Source organism: Egicoccus halophilus (assembly GCF_004300825.1).
In the GTDB taxonomy this organism is placed as follows: domain Bacteria; phylum Actinomycetota; class Nitriliruptoria; order Nitriliruptorales; family Nitriliruptoraceae; genus Egicoccus; species Egicoccus halophilus.
In genome coordinates this window covers 3,355,679-3,372,383 of the sequence record NZ_CP036250.1, presented here as the reverse complement: position 1 = coordinate 3,372,383, position 16,705 = coordinate 3,355,679, and the positions used below count along the sequence as shown (strand labels likewise).

Genomic DNA, 16,705 nt, shown 5'->3' with positions numbered 1-16,705 from the left:
CGGCCAGGATCAGGACGCGGTGCCCGGCTCCAGCAGCGTCCGGGTCATCGACCCCATCGGGTCGTTGCGGGTCGACAGCCGGCGCACGGTCGGCAGCAGCTGCTCCTCGAACACGTCGAGCAACCGGTCGAGCTCCTGCACCGGCGCATCGTGGTGGTCGACCCGCACGTCCCACAACGGGTACTCCTCACGGTCGACGACGAGGATCGTCGCCGACAGCGCACCATCGGTGTCCGCACCGGTCTTCTCGCCGGCGACCAACGCGGCGTACACGCGACGGGCGAGCTCGGGACCGTCGGCGTCGAGGTAGCCCTGCAGGGTCGCGTCGAGCGTCTGCGGACCGACCAGCCGATTGCCCTGGACACTGACGTGGTCGAGCGTCAGGTGCCCGGACCAGTCCGGGCAGGCCGAGCCGGTCCAGGCGGCGCTGCGCCCTTCGGCGTCGACCACGCCGACCTGGCGCGCCTCCCGGCCCGGGTCACCGCGCAGCAGCAGGTCGAGGGCCTCCTTCGCCGCCCGACCCGCCTCGAGCAGTTCGAGGCCGTCGAGTCCCAGGTAGGGGTTCATGGCCGCCTGGCTCGCGACCGCTCCGGCACGCCGACGGGCGTGGGACACCAGTTTGCCGACGGCGGGCTCGGCGGTGACCGCGCCCACCGCCAGCTGGCCGGTGGTGGGGTCGTGGACGGTGATGGAGAAGGTCACGGGTGCCTCGGCTGACGTCGCGCGGTCGGGGTACGTCCAGCGTTCGAGGCCCGAGGGGCCGTGCGCTGTCGTCCGCGGCCGTCGTTCGGACAGCGCCACGCCGTCCGGCCTGTCCGTCAGACCCCGTAGCGGCGGCGGCGGGCGGCGAGGCGGTCGGGATCACGGTCGAGCTCGTCGAGGGTCGCGGCCAGCTCGGCGCGCAGGGCGGTGGCTGCCGTGTGCGGATCGAACGTCGTCGGTCCGGGCACGACCCGGTCGCAGATGCCGTGTCGGCGCAGTGCGGACGCGGTCGGGCGCAGCAGCGGTGCGACCTCCTCGGCGCGGGTCGGGTCGCGGTGCAGGATCGAGGCGGCCCCCTCGGGCGCGATCACCTCGAACACCGCATCGTCCTGCATCAGCAGCCGGTCGCTCGCGGCGATGGCGAGCGCCCCACCCGAGCCGCCCTCACCGGTGACGACCGCCACGGTCGGCGCGTCGACCGACAGCACGGCGACGAACGTCTCCGCGATCGCCGCGGCGAGGCCGGCGGTGTCCGAGGCGGGGGAGGGGTCGGCGCCCGGCGTGTCGACCAGGCTCACCAACGGCAGCCCGAAGCGGCGGGCGAGCTCGGCGGCGCGGCGCAGCTTGCGGAACCCGGCGGCGGTCGGTTGCCCCGGCCGGCGCCCGTCGACGGCGGCGACGCCACGGCGGTCGAACCCGACCACCACCACCCGGCGCTGCCCGAGCCTCGCGACGGCCGTGACGACCGCGGGGTCGTCCTCACCGGCCCGGTCGCCGTGCAGTTCGCGGGAGGCGTCGAACACGGTCGCGAGCAGGTCACGGGCCGAGGGACGGTCGGTGCGGCGGGCGGCGCGCACGGCCTGCCAGGCGTCGTGCTCGACGACCGGTTCCTCGACGTGGTCCGCCCGCGGCAGCGCACCGTCGCGCACGGCCGGGTGCAGCAGGTCGACCCAGGCGGCGAGCCGGTCGAGCGCGTCGCCCTCGTCGGTCACCTCGTCGACCAGACCGGCACCGTGGGCGGCCTCGGCGGTGTGGCTGTCCTCGCCGACCGGGACGCCCGTGAACGCCTCGACCACGCGCGGGCCGGCGAAGCCGACCGTCGCGCCCGCGTCGGCGACGACGACGTCGGCGAGCGCCCCGTACGAGGCGTGCACCCCACCGGTCGTCGGGTGGGTGAAGTGCGCGAGCACGGGAACGCCGGCCTCGCGCAGCCGCCGGACCCCCTCGCTGGCGCGGGCCATCTGCACCAGCGAGTGCATGCCTTCCTGCATGCGGGCGCCACCGGAGGCGGTGACGGCCACGAACGGCAGGCGTCGCTCCAGGGCGACGGCCATGGCGCGGGCCACCCGGTCCCCGTGGACCTGCCCCATCGAGCCGCCGAGCACGTCGAAGCGGCCCATGGCGACCACGACCTCGTGCCCGCCGAGGCGGGTGAGGCCGACGGTGACCGACTCCGCGCCCGCGTCGAGCCGGGCCAGCCGGTCCGCGTAGCCGGGGAAGGCCAACGGATCCGGCGTGCGCGTCGGCCGCGCCGGGACGTCGGCCAGCGGCGGCAGCGGACGCAGGTCCGCGCGTCGGAGCGTCCGCGGCGGGGCCGGGTGGGCCATGGTGCTCATCGGGCGTCCTCCTCGGCGGCGCGCAGACGGCGACGCCGGTCGGGTGCGGAGCCGTCGGGCACGGGCTCCTGGTCGAAGGTGTCGGCCGCCGGGTAGATCTGGAACAGGCGAAGGTCGGCGACGTGGTCGAGATGGGCGCGCATCGCCTCGGCGGCGGCCGGCGGGTCCCCGGCGACGATCGCGGCCGCGATGGCCTCGTGGTCGGCCAGCGAGCGTGGCGGACGGTCCTGTTGGGACAGTGACTCGCTGCGGGTCTCGGCGATGGACTCGTGCAGCCGGTCCATGAGTTCGGTGAGCACGGGGTTGTGCGCGGCGGCCGTGACCGCACCGTGGAACGCCCCGTCGCCCTCGAGGCCGATCTCCCCGGCCGCCACCTCGTCGCGCATCAGTCGCAGCCCGGCCTCGATCGCGGCGAGGTCGCCGGCGTCGCGGCGCTCGGCGGCCAGGGCCGCGATCGGGATCTCCAGGGTGCGGCGGGCCTCGAGGACGGCCGGCAGCCGGTTGCGGCGGTCGAGCACCTTCGCGAGCGGCCCGGAGGTCGGGTCGAGCCGACGCAGGAAGGTGCCACCGCCGTGGCGCACCTCGACGATGCCCTGGGTCTGCAACGCCACGATCGCCTGTCGGACGGTGGTGCGCGACACGCCGAGGCGACGGGCCAGCTCACGTTCGCCCGGCAGCTTGTCGCCCTCGCGCAGGTCCGACTGCACGACGTGGGACAGCAGCCGCTCGGCGATCGCCTCGTACAGCGGGGCGCGCAGCAGCGGGCGCAGGGCCGGCGTGGCGGCGGTGCCGGGTTCCACGGTCATGGGGGCGTCTCGGGTTCGGTGTCTGGGTCGGTGGCTCGAGTCCGGCGTCCCGGGGGTGGCGGGCGGCCGTCGACGCGCGGACCGGAACCTGACACGCGCGTCAAAGTGGTTCAGTGACTGGACCAGTATGCCATTGGGGGCGGTGGAACGGAAACCGTCCCGCTGCCGGGAGCACGAGCCGGTCTGGCTAGGCTCGGTGCCAACCGGCACGGGAGCGCGTCTGTGGGAGAATTCGTCCGTCTCGAGGTGGACGCCGAGCGTCGCGTCGGCACCATCCGGCTCGACCGACCGCCGATGAACGCGATCTCGAACCAGGTCTGGCTCGAGATCGGTCAGTGCGCCCAGGAAGCCGCCGACCACCCCGAGGTCGGCGCCGTGGTCGTCTGGGGCGGACCGAAGGTCTTCGCCGCCGGGGCCGACATCAAGGACTTCCCGAGCGTCGACTACCAGGCCATGAGAGCGGTCGGCGGGGTGTTGCAGCGCTCGCTCGACACCCTGGCGCGGGTGCCGATGGCGACCATCGCCGTCGTCAACGGCTACGCGCTCGGTGGCGGCTGCGAGGTCGCGCTCGCCTGTGACTTCCGCTTCGCCGCCGACAACGCCAAGCTGGGCCAGCCCGAGGTGCTGCTCGGTCTGACGCCGGGCGCCGGCGGCACGCAGCGCCTGCCCCGCCTGGTCGGCCTGTCACGGGCCAAGGAACTGCTGTACTCCGGTCGCATGGTCGCCATGGACGAGGCCCTGCGCATCGGCCTGGTCGACGAGGTGCACCCGGCCGACGACGTCTACGACCGTGCCGTCGAGGTGGCCGCCCGCTATGCCGCCGGTCCGTTCGCCCTGCGCCTGATCAAGCAGGCCGTCGAGGAGGGCACCGAGCAGTCGCTCGACCAGGGCCTGCGCCTCGAGCAGTCGCTGTTCGCCGAGGCCTTCGGCACCGACGACGCCCGCATCGGCATCGCGTCGTTCCTGGAGCACGGTCCCGGCAAGGCCGACTTCACCGGCCGCTGACGCTCCATGCACCGTCCCGCCGAGGCCGCGACCGCCGGCGCACGGTCGGTGGGTCGGGCGGGACGTCGGGTCGAGGGTCCCGGTCAGGTCGGGACCTGCGGCGGGCAAGCACGGGTCGTGTGCCTGGAGCGGCACACCCGGGGGTGGTCGACACTTGCTGTCAACGGCACCCCACCAGAAACGGTGCCACGGCCACCGAAAGAGGCCCACGATGAGCACCCAGGTCACCGAACCCCGTACCGGCACCGCCCCACCGGTCGAGCTGAAGCTGCGCCCGAACCTGCTGTTCACCATCGTCGCGATCGGCGCGATCGTGGTCGGCGCGTTCTCCGCGCTGGGCGGCATCGGCGGGGCGATCTACACCTACCAGACCGCCGCGGTGGAGAACATCGTCACCCCCGACGACGCGGTCATCCCCGGCATCGACGTGCGTGGCCCGATCTCGATGTGGGTCCAGTCCGACATCATCACCTCCCACCAGCTCGCGGGCACCGACGGGCTGCGCTACGCCGAGATGGAACGGGTCGTCCCCCAGATCGACGAGGCCACCGGTGAGGTCGTGCTCGACGAGGCCGGCGAGCCGGTCATGGTGCCCAACGAGGCCCGGATGTCCTGGATCACCGCGACCAGCCTGACCAGCGTGCTGGCCCTGGGGATCCTGTCCTACGCCTTCTCGGCCTTCGCGTTCGTGGTCGGGCTGACCCTGGTCGGGCTCGGGCTGGTCGTGCTCAAGCTGCGCCGCGACGCGGTCGCCTTCGCCTGACACCTGCACCACCCGACGTCTCCGCACACGACGGATCGGCAAGCTCCCCAGATCGGCAAGCTCCGCAGATCGGCAAGCTCCGCAGGGGTGGGGTCGCACGAGGGCCGGTGGCATCCGCCACCGGCCCTCGCTGCCTGCACCCGCGCCGCGGGCGCTTCGGACCGGGAGGCCACCGGCCACCACGGCACGTCGACGAGCCGGTCGCACGGCCTAGGGTCCGGTGACGTTTCGACGACCCCGGAGGGACCAGCATGGCGGGACACATCGTGGTGACGGGCGGGAGCGGCAAGCTCGGTCGGGCCGTCGTCCGGGACCTCGTCGAGCACGGTCACGACGTGGTGAACCTCGACCGGCAGCCGCCAGCGGACCCGGTCGCGCCGTTCACCCGCATCGACCTCACCGACGGTGGTCAGGTGTTCGAGGCCATGCGCGGCATCGACGAGCGGCACGGCGGCCTCGACGGCGTGGTCCACCTCGCCGCGATCCCGGCGCCGGGTCTGGCGACCAACACGGCCACGTTCGCCAACAACGCCCTGGCGACCCACCACGTGTTCTCGGCCGCCCGGTCCGCCGGGATCCGCAACGTCGTGTGGGCCTCGAGCGAGACGGTGCTGGGGCTGCCGTTCGAGGCCCCACCGCCGTACCTGCCGATCGACGAGGAGTACGCCCCGCGCCCCGAGTCGACCTACTCGCTGGTCAAGACGCTCGAGGAGCAGATGGCCGCCCAGTTCTGTCGCTGGGACCCGCAGCTGAAGATGTACGGCCTGCGGTTCTCCAACGTGATGGCTCCCGAGGACTACGCGGCCTTCCCGTCCTGGCAGGACGACCCGACGGCACGACGCTGGAACCTGTGGTCCTACATCGACGCCCGTGACGGCGCGCAGGCGGTGCGTCGGGCGCTGCAGCACGACGGCACCGGCAGCGAGGTGTTCGTCATCGCCAACGCCGACACCGTGATGACCCGCCCGAGCGCCGATCTGGCGGCCGAGGTGTTCCCCGACGTGCCCTGGCGCCGCGAGGTGTCCGGCACCGAGACGCTGATGGACATCGGCAAGGCCCGTCGGGTCCTCGGCTACGAGCCCGTGTACTCCTGGCGCACCTCCTGAGGGGTTCGTGTCGCTCCCGACCGGGGCAGGCGAGCCGTCGGCGCTACCGTCTGCGGCTCGCCGCGCTCGTCTGCGCCAGGAGGCCGCCTTGCCCGCCGAACTGCACGCCGTGCCCGACACGGCCACGATGGACATCAAGCAGAAGCAGGAGGCCTACCACGACTGGGAGGCCAAGACGTACGAGGAGAAGTTCTCCATCTCGTACGACGAGCGCTGCATCGACTACGCGCGCGACCGCTTCCGCAAGGTGGTGCCCGACGGCGCGGTGTTCCACCGGGTCCTCGAGGTCGGCGCTGGCACCGGCTTCTTCCTGATCAACCTGGCGCTGGGTGACTGCCTCGGCGACGCCACGCTCGAGGCGACCGACATCTCCGAGGGGATGCTCGAGGTCTGCCGACGCAACGGCGCCGAGCACGGACTGTCGATCGCCACCCGGCAGGGCGACGCCGAGGCGCTGCCCTACGACGACGACAGCTTCGACCTCGTCATCGGACACGCGTTCATCCACCACCTGCCGGTGCCCGGCATCGCCATCCGCGAGATGCACCGCGTCCTCAAGCCCGGTGGCACGCTCGTGATCGCCGGTGAGCCGACCGAGCTCGGCGACAAGCTGTCCTGGATCGTCAAGCGCAACACCTACCGGGCGTTCCGGGCCGTCACGGCGCTGCCCGGCCTGACGAGGTACCGCAAGCCCGGCATCGTCGAGTCCGGCGGCAGCGTCGAGGACGCCGTGCTCGCCGGCCTGGAGCACGAGGTCGACCTGCACACCTTCCGTCCCGGCGACGTGGAGAAGATGGCGCGGCTGGCCGGGTTCACCGAAGCCCGCGTGGTCACCGAGGAGCTGACCGCCAACTGGGTCGGGTGGGCCGTACGCACGATCGAGGGGGCGATCCGCCCCGGCGTGCTCGGCATGCGGTGGGCGTTCGGCGCCTTCCACGCCTACAACCGGCTGCACCGCTTCGACGACGAGGTGCTCGCGCGGTTCGTCCCCCGCGACATCTTCTACAACCTGATCCTGCACGCCCGGAAGTGACCGTGCCCGACGACGCCGCCGACGCGGCCGCCACGCCCGCGAACGCCCCGGTGCCCGATGCGGCCCCACCGGCGCACCTGGGGCCGGACGTGCCCACGTCCGCCGCGGACGTGGAGGAGGCCGCGCGCGCCGCGCTGCACGAGCACACCGAGGCGACGGTCCGTGCCGAGACGGCCCGCGAGGGGCACCGGCGGGCCAGCCGCCTGGTCGCCGACCTGCTCGCCGAGCGGCCGTTGCCCGACCACGTCCGGCGGCCGCCCATGCGGCTGCACTACCCCCGCTGGGGTTGGCGGCAGGCCGTCCGCCACGCGGTCGAACGCCGCATGCTCACCCCGCAGTACCTCCGGCTCTACCAGCGCCACGCCTGGCACCGCGCCCGCGCCGCCGCGACCGGCAACCACGTCGTGTTCCAGGGCGTGGTGTTCACCGGCCGGCGGGTCGAGTTCCGCGGCCGCCCGGGGCACGGACGGCTCGTGCTCGGGCCCTGGTGCTGGATCGGTGACGACAACAAGCTGCGCGCCCACGAGGGGCAGCTCACCCTGGGCGCGAAGGTGGTGATGGGCCGCGACAACGTCGTCAACACCTACCTCGACGTCGAGATCGGGGACGCCTCGATCCTCGCCGACTGGATCTACGTCTGCGACTTCGACCACCGCTTCGACCGGCTCGACGTGCCGATCAAGGACCAGGGCATCGTCAAGTCCCCGGTCCGCATCGGCGGCGACGTGTGGGTGGGGGAGAAGGCCACGGTCCTGCGGGGCGTCGACGTCGGTCGGGGTTCGGTGATCGCGAGCCACTGTCTCGTCAACGTCGACATCCCGCCGTTCTCGATCGCGGTCGGCGTGCCCGCGCGGGTCGTGAAGTCGCGCCTGCCGGAGGGGGTCGACCCGGAGGAGGCCGCCGACCGACTCCGGCGCGGCCTGCCGATCCCGGGGGACCCGATCGGTTGACCGCCCCGCGGCGGCGCCGGGGCTCCTAGCGTGTCGGCCATGGACACCCGCGATCTGCTCACTGACGCCTTCTCCCGCCTCGCGCCGCTGACGCGCGAGCTGGTCGAGGGGGCCGACGGCGACCTGCTCCACGCCCGCCTCGATCCACAGGCCAACACGCTGGCCTGGCTGCTGTGGCACACCGCCCGGCAGCAGGACGTGCAGGTGGCCGCACTGGCCGACCGCGAACCGGTCTGGACGGCCGAGGGCTGGGCCGACCGGTTCGACCTGCCGCTGGACGTGGACGACTTCGGCTACGGCCACGAACCCGACGACGTCGCGGCCGTCCGGGTCGCGGATCCGACGCTGCTGTCGGGCTACCAGGACGCGGTGGCCGCGATGGTCGACGCCCACCTCGCCACACTCGACGCCGACGCGCTCGACCGGGTCATCGACGCGTCCTACGACCCACCGGTCACCGTGGGCGTGCGGCTGGTCAGTGTCGTCGGGGACGCACTGCAGCACCTCGGCCAGGCGGCGTTCCTGCGCGGCGTGCTCGAGCGACGCCAGGAGCGGATCGCCGACGACTTCGACCAGCGGGCGGCGACCTGGGACGACGACCCGACGAAGGTCGAGCGGGCCCGCTTCGCCGCCGAGGCCGTCCTCGCCGCGGTCGACCCGCGGCCCGACGCGCGGGTGCTCGAGTACGGCGCCGGCACGGGCCTGCTCGCTCAGCACCTCGCGCCGCGGGTCGGACCGCTCACGCTCGCCGACCCCTCGTCCGGGATGCGCGCCGTCATGCAGGCCAAGGTGGAGCGCGGGATCCTGCCGGATGCGCAGGTCGTCGACCTCGACCTGTCGCAGCCGGTCGATGACGTGGGTCCGTTCGACCTCGTCGCCCTGTTGCTCGCGCTGCACCACGTCCCCGACCCGGCGCCGGTGGTCGCCAACCTCGCGGAGGTCCTCGCACCCGGCGGCTCACTCGCGATCGTGGACCTCGAGCCCGAGGACGGCTCCTTCCACGGCGAGGGGTTCGAGGGCCACCCCGGCATCGACCCGGACCGGCTGCGCACCTGGTGCGAGGCCGCGGGACTCGGCGAGGTGGACGTCGTGCCGTGCGGGACGATGGAACGCCACGGGCAGGACTATCCGCTGTTCCTCGCGACCGCCCGCCGCCCGGCGCAGCGGTGACGACCCACGCCGCAGCCGACCGCTGCGGGGTTCACCGGGCGAGCGGGCCGGGGCCGAGCTCGGCGTCGTTCCCTTCGACGGCCGTGGCAGGCGACGCCGGCGACGACACCGCCGCTGACGCTGCCGTCGGGCCGTCGGCGGCCTCGGCAACCTCGGCGGCGCGGATGGCCTCGATGGTCCGCCGCGAGCGCTCGCGGCGCGCCAGGTCGTCGGACTGTTCCTGGTCCTTGGCCCAACGCAGGAACAGGGCCGCGATGATGCCCCACAGCACGAACCCGCCGACGACGTTCATGACGATGCCGGCCGCCTGCTGGTCCTGGATGGCGTCGAAGCCGAGCCACAGCGGCGGTGCGAGCTCGTACAGGCCGTACAGCGGCAGCGGGTTGAAGGTCAGGAACGCCGCCGGCACGAACATCAGCACGCTGCTGGCGAACAAATAGAAGGCGCGCACCGGTTCGTGGATGGCGTTGCGGTCCGGTTCGCGGCGCAGCGCCGGCCACCACCAGATCAACGCCGCGGTCAGGTGCAGCACGTCGATGGTGAACGACCCGAGCTGGTTGGTCTTGAGGGTGTCGATCACGATCGGCACGTGGGTGCCGAACAGCACGGCGTTGAAGATCAGCAGTGCGTTGGGCCACCGGGTCAGCGAGGACACGATCTGCTGCCGGCGCGAGCCCCACGGCAACCAGCGGTCGAGCAGCCACGTCGGTAGGCCGGCCAGCAGCAGCGGCGCCGCGACGAACGAGTACACGACGTAGCGGGCGATGCCCAGCGTGGCGAGGTAGCCGACGCCGAGCTGCCCGATGGGCCACTCGGAGACGAGGAACACCGCCAGCACGCCGAGGCACCACTTGCGCAAGCGGGCCCGGTCGAGCGGCTGTCCGGCCCGCCGGTGGGCGAGGACGTAGCTGCCGATCATCGCACCGGCGACCAGCCACACGCCGATGAACGGGGTGTAGCGCCAGGTCCAGACCTGACCGGTCGACGAGCACCACCAGGCGACGTTGTTCATGCCGCGTCCTCCGCCGCCTCGTCCTGCGCCGCCGACCACTGTTCGACGATCCGGGGCAGGTCGAACACCCAGTCGGAGCGTCGCGCGCCGAACGGCCACACGCGTCGCGCCTCGCCGTCGGCGTCGAACCCGACGATCTGCGCCGGGTGGCCGATCAGGTCGCCCTCGCCGCGCGGGTCGGGACCCTCCACGACCGGGCCGGGCAGGTCGAGTTGCCGCAACGCGTCCTCGACGACCGGCAGCTCGGCGTGCAGGCCGAGGAAGCGGGAGTCGAAGCTGGCGAGGTACTCGTCGATGCGCGCGGGGGTGTCGCGCTCCGGGTCGACCGACACGAACACCACCTGGACCTGTTCGGTGGTCGTCCGCGTCTCGCGCATGCCGCCGGCCAACACCGCGAGGTGCACCGGGCAGATGTCCGGACAGCTCGTGTAGCCGAAGAACAGCAGCGTCGGGGTCCCGGCGGTCGCCTCGCGCAGGTTCACCTCGTTGCCGTCGGTGTCGAGCAGGGTGACGTCGGGCATCTCCCGCTCGACCTCGAGCGGCACGCCGTGCCACCCGTCGGACTGGCGTTGCAGTCCCTGGGCGGAGATGGCGGTCGCCGTGGTCGGCTCGCACGCCGCGACCAGCAGGGTCAGGGCGAGCAGGGGGAGCAACAGGCGGCGGAGGGTCATGGCTGGCGCGTTCCTGCCGTCGTTCGGCGGCGAGGCGGGTCAGCCGTCGGTGCCCGCCGTCGTCCCGTCCTCGTCGAACGCGTTCTCGGCGAGGTCGAGCATCGAGACCACCTCGACCGGGATGGTCACCTCACCGGAGCGTTCGAAGTGGAGCGTGAGATCGAAGGTACCCCCCTCCGTGACGGTCGCGTCCGGCACGACCAGCATGAGGTGGAGCCCGCCCGGGCGGAAGCGCACCGTCTCGCCCGCGGGGATGTCGACCTCGTCCTGCAGGGTCATCGAGGCCCGTCCGTCCTCGACCTCGGTGAGGTGCACCTCGACCCCGGCGGCCGCGTCGGTGTCCGCGCGCTGCAGCGTGTCGTCGGCCGTGCCGCCGTTGGTGATCTCGACCACCACCTGCGACGAGCCGGCGGCCGGCTCGGCGGCCTGGGCCGGGCTGATCTCGAGTTCGGGATCGCCGTTGCCGCCGGCACACGCCGACAGCGCGAGCGCGCCGAGCAGCGCCGCGAGACGGAGGCGGGGGGGAGGGGTGCGGACCACGCCGAGGATGCTCGCACGCCGCTCGTCGCGAGGCAAAGCGAGCGACGGCGACGGGCGCGCAAGCGATCCGGGACTTCGTACCCGGGCGGCAGGAGGGGCTGGCGTCCTACACTGGCAGGTCGGGGGCGGACCGGTATCCGACGACGCGACGGCGGCAGTGATGGAACTCGACGGCACACTCGTGGCCGTGCTGGGGCTGCTGCTGGTCCTGCTCGGGGCCGCCGGTGCCACGGTCACGCAGCGTCACTTCGAGGAGCGGGGACGCTCGCAGCGGGCGCCGTTGTTCCTGGTGCCGTTCGGGGTGCTCGTCGGCGCCGGCGCGGCGCGCCCTTCGCCAGGCTCGACGACCCGGTGGGGACCGTCGGCGCGATCGTCGACGGCGTCGGCCACCACCCGGGACGCAAGGCGATCGAGGAGGTGCGGGTCAACGCCCGCGCCGTCGGGATCCCGTTCGCACGCTGCGACGAGGTGCTCGAGCTGGTCGGGCTCGAGGCGGCGGCACACAAGCGGGTGGGCGCGTTCAGCCTCGGCATGCGCCAGCGGCTCGGCATCGCGCTGGCGATGCTGGGCGACCCGAAGGTGCTGCTGCTCGACGAGCCGGCGAACGGCCTCGACCCGCAGGGCATCGTGTGGGTGCGCCAGTTCCTGCGCGGACTGGCCGACGAGGGCCGCACGGTGTTCGTCTCCTCGCACCTGATCAACGAGGTCGCCCGGCTCGCCGACGACGTGATCGTGATCCGCCAGGGCCGGATCGTGACCGAGGCGCCCGTGGCCCAGCTCACCGCCGCGGCCGGTGGGGCGGCGGTGGTGGTCGCCAGCCGCGACGACCGGCGCCTGCACGAGGCGCTGGTCGCCCATGGCGCCGAGGTCGTGGCCGGCCCGGAGGGGTTGACGGTGCGTGGCGTGGACGCCGACCAGGTCGGCGACGCGGCGCTCGCCGCCGGCGTGGCGCTGCGGGAGCTGCGACCGCTCAAGGCCGAGCTCGAGGACGTGTTCATGGAACTGACCGGCGGGAGTGAGATCGCATGAGCCAGACCGCCACGGCCACCGGGTGGCACCTGCTGGCCGCCGAGACCCGCAAGCTGCGCACCGTGCCCACGACCTGGGTGTTGACCGGCATCGGCTGGGCGCTGGTGGCGCTCAGCGGGTTGCTGCCATTCGTCTTCCCGGCGTTCGGGACCGAGTTCACCGGCTCGTCGGCGCAGGTCGCCGAGGTGATCGACGCCATCGGCGGCAACTCGATGATCGTGCTGATCGTCGGGCTGCTGGCGGTCACGACCGAGTTCCGACACGGCACGATCGGCCGCACCCTGCAGCTGGTGCCCTCCCGGCTGACCGTGCTCGGCGCGAAGCTGGCCGCCGGCGCCGTGTACGCGGTGCTGTTCGTCGTCACCAGCCTGGCGTTGGTCGCGGCGCTGCTGCTGGCGCTGGCGGTGGCGCACGGGGAGGCGTTGCAGTGGGGACCGGAGGTGACCACGGCGCTGTGGCAGGCGTTCGTGGGGCTGGTGCTCACGGCGCTGTTCGGCGTGGCGCTCGGGGCGCTGCTGCGCAGCCAGGTCATCGCGATCACGGTCGCGCTGCTGTGGGTGTTCGTGGTCGAGCAGTTCGTGGCCTTCACGCTGCCGCGGGTGGGGCAGTGGCTGCCCTTCCAGGCCCTCAACTCGGTGTTCATCACCGAGGAGGCCCGCGCGCAGATGCCGCCGAACATGGCCTTCCTCGAGCCGGGCACGGCACTGGCGGCCTTCGTCGGCTACGTGGTGCTGTTCACCCTGGCGGCGGCGATCCTGATGCGGGCCCGCGACGTCTGACCGCGCGTCTGACCGCGCGGAGGCCGGCTCAGCCTGGTGGGTCCAGTGCGGCCAGCAGGGCGTCCACGCGCGTCGGCGCGCGATCGACCGCCCGCAGCCGCTCGGCCTCGGCGTCGGGCCCGCGGTCGGCCTCGACCAGATCCGCGAGGTGGGCCACGGCGTCGGCGTGGCCGCGGACGCGCCGTTCGCCGTAGTCGGCCGTGTTGCCCCGCAGGACCATGTACGGCCAGTCCGAGGTGGTCAGCAGCGCGAGCTCGCGTGCGAGCTGCTCGCGCAGTTCCGGGACGCCGCGGCCGCCGGCCAGCGCGGTCCGGGCCCGCACGCGTGCGTCGTCGAGCGTCTGCCACATCGGCCGCGTGGCCGCTCCCACCCAGCTGGCGTGGTGCTTGGCGTAGCCCCACGACGACTCGGGCAGGGCCAGCCGTCGGCGAGGTGGTCGCCGCTGCCGCCGGGAGGCGAGCGTGGTGGTGGTCAGGGCCGGGTCGTCGGCGACCCGGCGCAGCAGCGTCTCGAGCCAGGCCGGGCCCTCGAACCACCAGTGCCCGAACAGCTCGGTGTCGTAGGCACACACGACCACCCCGTCGGGACGGGCGGCGAGCGTCTTGCGCAGGACGCCGGCGAAGTGCTCGGCGTGGGCCTGCACGCGGGCGGCAGCCGCCGCCGGTTCGTAGGGCTGCTTGGCGTCCGAGGGCAGATGGCGGTCGGTCACCCGCCACGACGGCTGGGTGCCGAACGTGCCGTGGGCGTGGAAGTCGCGGTACCAGACGTCACCGGGGTAGCCGGAGGCGGCCGACCACACGTGGCCGCCGACCTCGAGGTCCCGGGGGAACGCAGCCACGTCCGAGTCGCCGATCAGGACGCCGGTGAAGCGTTCGGGCAGCTGCGCCGCCTCGGCGTCGGTGAGGAACTCGGCAGCGACCCAGTCCCGGTCGGCATGGCCCGCGCCACGCCACAGCGTGGCGGTGTCCAACAGCACGTGGTCGATCCCGGCCGCGGCGTAGTGCTCCTCGAGACCGGGAAGCGGAGGACCGCGACGTGGCAGGGTCGGGGAGCCGGAGGCGTCGACGTGCAGCGGCGGAGCGGTCGGGTCGGCGACCGGACCACGGGGGCGGTACCCCATCTCCGGGGCCCACAGCCCGCGGGGGCGCTCTCCGGCCCAGTCGACCTGTGCGGCGAGGCCGTCGGCGAGCTGCGCGTCGATCTCGGCCGGGTCCGGCACCAACGGCAGGTAGGGGTGGGTCGCCGGGCCGCCGAGCAGCTCGATCACACCGGCCCGGGCGAGCTCGGCCCACACCGTGGTCAGCCCGCCGCGGGACTCGACGTCGGTGTGGTAGGCGAGCAGGTCGGCGAAGTGGCGCCAGTAGTAGGTGGCCAGCTCGACCACCTGCGGCCCCAGGTGCCGGTGCCAGCGCTGCTCCTCGCTGCGCCACTGCTGTCCGGCCAGCCAGGTGCCGAGGTCCCTGGCGAGGCGGGGGTCGCGGACCTGGGCGGCCACGGTCGGGGTGACGCCGAGCGTGAGCACGTCGCGTCGGCCGTCCTCGGCGAGCCGTTCGAGGACCCGGGTCACGGGCAACCACGAACCGGACCAGGCCTGGAACAGCCACTCCTCGCCGACCGGCCACACCCCGTGGCCGGCGAGCAACGGCAGGTGGGTGTGCAGGACGAGCGCGAACTCCCCGGACGGGGCGGGGGTCATCCGGGCACCCGGCAGACGGCGACGAGGTCGAGGCTGGCGTCGAGGTCGTCACCGTGGACCGCGAAGGCGGCGGGCGTCACGGCGTGCACGGTCCGGCGCAGCCAGTGCGGCCACCGCGCCGGGTCCGTCGCGGCCAGCAGGTCCGGCAGCGGACGGCCCGCTGCCACCTCGATGCTGGTCAGCCACGCGCCGGCGTGGACACCCAGCAGACGCTGCACCTCGAGGCCGGCGTCGGTCAGCTCGTCGTGCAGTTCGGCGGCGGTGAACTCCCGGGTGTGGAACGGGTTGACCGGGACGTCGCTGCCGGAGGTGAACGTGAGCCGGTTCGGGGTGGCGATCATCACCGTCGCACCGGGGCGGGTCACGCGACGCAGCGAGCGCAGGTAGCCGGGGATGTCGTAGAGGTGCTCAACGACCTGGAACGAGACCGTGAGGTCGATCGCGTCGTCGGCCAGCGGCAGAGCCAGCAACTCGGCGGCGTGGACCTCCACCGCCGGGTGCGTGGCGGCGTAGGCCGTCCGGGCGTGGGCGACGACCGTGGGGTCGAGGTCGACGCCGACGACCCGTGCGGCGCCGGCACCGGCCAGCATCGCCAGGCCGTACCCCTCGCCGCAGCCGGCGTCGAGTACCACCTCGCCACCGGTGAGCGAGGCGACGGCGAGCTCGTAGGCGACGACGTGCCGTTGGAACCAGTAGTTCTCGTCGGCGATGCCGGGCAGGGTGCGCTCGCCGGTGAGGACGAGCCCGTCGGCGGCGCCCGCCGGGGCGTTGCCGGGGCCGACGGCCGGGGCTGGATGGTGGTCGCTCATGGCGGCAAGCCTACGGTTGGCGGCGAAGGACCCCGTAGTCGTGTGTGCGCCCCGATCGTGGTCGGGCGCGGACCGTCGGACAGCACGGGGATTTGACTTTGAGCGTCCGCTCCAATTCGATCGCGGGCGAGAGCGAGAGAGCAACCCGGGCCCGTCACGTCCGTGGCGCGCCGGACGACGAGAGGGAAACGACGACATGAAGGTCATCGTCCCGGTCAAGCGCGTGCCGGACACGGCAGGCGAGAAGAACATCGACCCGAACGACAAGACCGTGGATCGGGACGGGATCGAGTCGGTCCTGTGCCCGATCAACGAGTTCTCCATCGAGGAGGCCGTGCGGCTCAAGGAGTCGCAGGGCGCCGAGGTGAAGGTCCTGCTGATGGGCCCGGAGTCCGCGCAGCCGATCGTGCGCAAGGCGCTGAGCTACGGGCTGGACTCGGCGGTGCAGATCACCGACGACGCCGTCGCCGGCTCCGACGCGATCGGGACCGCCAAGGCCATCGCGGCCGCGCTGAAGAACGAGGAGTTCGACCTCGTGATCTTCGGCAACCAGGCCACCGACGCCCGCACCTGCGTCGTGCCGGCCGCCGTGGCGGAGATCCTCGGGCTGCCCTCGCTGACCTACGCCCGCCACCTCGAGGTCGACGGGGACAAGGTCGTCGTCCACCGCGAGCACGAGGAGGGCTACGACGTCGTCGAGTCGACCCTGCCGGCGATCGTGTCGGTGGTCGAGGCGATCAACGAGCCGCGCTACCCCTCCTTCAAGGGGATCATGGCGGCGAAGTCCAAGCCGCTGGACGTCAAGTCGGCCGCCGACATCGGACTCGACACCTCCGAGGTCGGCATGGCCAACGCCAACGCGGTGATCACCGAGTTCGAGCACCGTCCGCCGAAGGAGGCCGGGACCATCGTCGAGGACGACGGTTCGGGCGCCACGGCCGCGCAGCTCGCCGACTGGATGCAGTCCAAGAAGTTCGTCTGATCCGGGTCGCGGCCGCTTCCGCATCGACGCAGGAGG

Annotated in this window: 17 protein-coding genes; 9 read left to right on the top strand and 8 right to left on the bottom strand. The window is 73.2% G+C overall.

Translation table 11 applies throughout. From position 1 onward, the window contains the following. Positions 1-9: 9 nt before the first annotated feature. The 3 genes from ELR47_RS15310 to ELR47_RS15300 form a co-directional block, all read right to left on the bottom strand. Positions 10-702 carry a DUF1028 domain-containing protein gene (locus ELR47_RS15310; protein ID WP_130650671.1) on the bottom strand — a complete coding sequence of 231 codons (693 nt, stop codon included), beginning with the start codon at positions 700-702 and terminating at the stop codon, positions 10-12. 116 nt (positions 703-818) lie between these two features. After that, positions 819-2,318, bottom strand: coding sequence for a carboxyl transferase domain-containing protein (locus ELR47_RS15305; RefSeq protein WP_130650670.1), 1,500 nt, complete (start codon positions 2,316-2,318; stop codon positions 819-821). Then, complete coding sequence (locus ELR47_RS15300) at positions 2,315-3,124, bottom strand: FadR/GntR family transcriptional regulator (protein WP_130650669.1); 810 nt, start codon at positions 3,122-3,124, stop codon at positions 2,315-2,317. Before ELR47_RS15300 ends, ELR47_RS15305 begins: the two co-directional genes overlap by 4 nt. Before the next feature lie 222 nt (positions 3,125-3,346). Here ELR47_RS15300 and ELR47_RS15295 point away from each other — a divergent pair, with 222 nt between their 5' ends. From ELR47_RS15295 to ELR47_RS15270, 6 genes are all read left to right on the top strand, one after another. Beyond that, positions 3,347-4,129, top strand: a complete 783-nt coding sequence (locus ELR47_RS15295; protein WP_130650668.1) for an enoyl-CoA hydratase/isomerase family protein — start codon at positions 3,347-3,349, stop codon at positions 4,127-4,129. Between the two features lie 211 nt (positions 4,130-4,340). Next, positions 4,341-4,892, top strand: coding sequence for a hypothetical protein (locus ELR47_RS15290; protein WP_130650667.1), 552 nt, complete (start codon positions 4,341-4,343; stop codon positions 4,890-4,892). Between the two features lie 251 nt (positions 4,893-5,143). Beyond that, the gene (locus tag ELR47_RS15285; protein ID WP_130650666.1) at positions 5,144-5,998 is read left to right on the top strand and encodes an NAD-dependent epimerase/dehydratase family protein; all 855 of its coding nucleotides are present in this window, start codon (positions 5,144-5,146) and stop codon (positions 5,996-5,998) included. A gap of 88 nt (positions 5,999-6,086) precedes the next feature. After that, complete coding sequence (locus ELR47_RS15280) at positions 6,087-7,031, top strand: class I SAM-dependent methyltransferase (RefSeq protein WP_130650665.1); 945 nt, start codon at positions 6,087-6,089, stop codon at positions 7,029-7,031. A 2-nt stretch (positions 7,032-7,033) separates the two neighbouring features. Beyond that, positions 7,034-7,981, top strand: a complete 948-nt coding sequence (locus ELR47_RS15275; protein WP_205745310.1) for an acyltransferase — start codon at positions 7,034-7,036, stop codon at positions 7,979-7,981. A gap of 39 nt (positions 7,982-8,020) precedes the next feature. After that, positions 8,021-9,151: a mycothiol transferase gene (locus tag ELR47_RS15270; protein ID WP_130650664.1), complete on the top strand. Its 1,131-nt coding sequence runs from the start codon at positions 8,021-8,023 to the stop codon at positions 9,149-9,151. A gap of 31 nt (positions 9,152-9,182) precedes the next feature. Here the strand turns inward: ELR47_RS15270 and ELR47_RS15265 are convergent, their stop codons facing one another. From ELR47_RS15265 to ELR47_RS18485, 3 genes are read right to left on the bottom strand one after another with little or no spacing between them, the layout of a single operon-like run. After that, a complete protein-coding gene (locus ELR47_RS15265; RefSeq protein WP_130650663.1) occupies positions 9,183-10,163 on the bottom strand; it encodes a cytochrome c oxidase assembly protein in 981 nt (326 codons plus the stop codon). Continuing rightward, entirely contained in the window at positions 10,160-10,834 is a 675-nt protein-coding gene (locus ELR47_RS15260; RefSeq protein ID WP_130650662.1) for an SCO family protein, read from the bottom strand. The genes ELR47_RS15265 and ELR47_RS15260 overlap by 4 nt, the downstream gene beginning before the upstream one ends. A 39-nt stretch (positions 10,835-10,873) precedes the next feature. Next, the gene (locus ELR47_RS18485) at positions 10,874-11,374 is read right to left on the bottom strand and encodes a copper chaperone PCu(A)C (protein WP_165404124.1); all 501 of its coding nucleotides are present in this window, start codon (positions 11,372-11,374) and stop codon (positions 10,874-10,876) included. A 351-nt stretch (positions 11,375-11,725) separates the two neighbouring features. Here ELR47_RS18485 and ELR47_RS18480 point away from each other — a divergent pair, with 351 nt between their 5' ends. Beyond that, on the top strand, positions 11,726-12,403 hold the full coding sequence (locus tag ELR47_RS18480) for an ATP-binding cassette domain-containing protein (protein WP_165404123.1): 678 nt from the start codon (positions 11,726-11,728) through the stop codon (positions 12,401-12,403). Then, positions 12,400-13,182: a hypothetical protein gene (locus ELR47_RS15250; protein WP_130650660.1), complete on the top strand. Its 783-nt coding sequence runs from the start codon at positions 12,400-12,402 to the stop codon at positions 13,180-13,182. Before ELR47_RS18480 ends, ELR47_RS15250 begins: the two co-directional genes overlap by 4 nt. Before the next feature lie 28 nt (positions 13,183-13,210). Here the strand turns inward: ELR47_RS15250 and ELR47_RS15245 are convergent, their stop codons facing one another. Both ELR47_RS15245 and ELR47_RS15240 read right to left on the bottom strand, forming a co-directional pair. Next, entirely contained in the window at positions 13,211-14,878 is a 1,668-nt protein-coding gene (locus ELR47_RS15245) for a 1,4-alpha-glucan branching protein domain-containing protein (RefSeq protein WP_130650659.1), read from the bottom strand. Next, complete coding sequence (locus ELR47_RS15240) at positions 14,875-15,687, bottom strand: class I SAM-dependent methyltransferase (protein WP_130650658.1); 813 nt, start codon at positions 15,685-15,687, stop codon at positions 14,875-14,877. The genes ELR47_RS15245 and ELR47_RS15240 overlap by 4 nt, the downstream gene beginning before the upstream one ends. 196 nt (positions 15,688-15,883) lie before the next feature. On the opposite strand from ELR47_RS15240, the gene ELR47_RS15235 reads away from it, so the two are divergent. Beyond that, a complete protein-coding gene (locus ELR47_RS15235) occupies positions 15,884-16,669 on the top strand; it encodes an electron transfer flavoprotein subunit beta/FixA family protein (RefSeq protein ID WP_130650657.1) in 786 nt (261 codons plus the stop codon). Positions 16,670-16,705 lie beyond the last annotated feature (36 nt).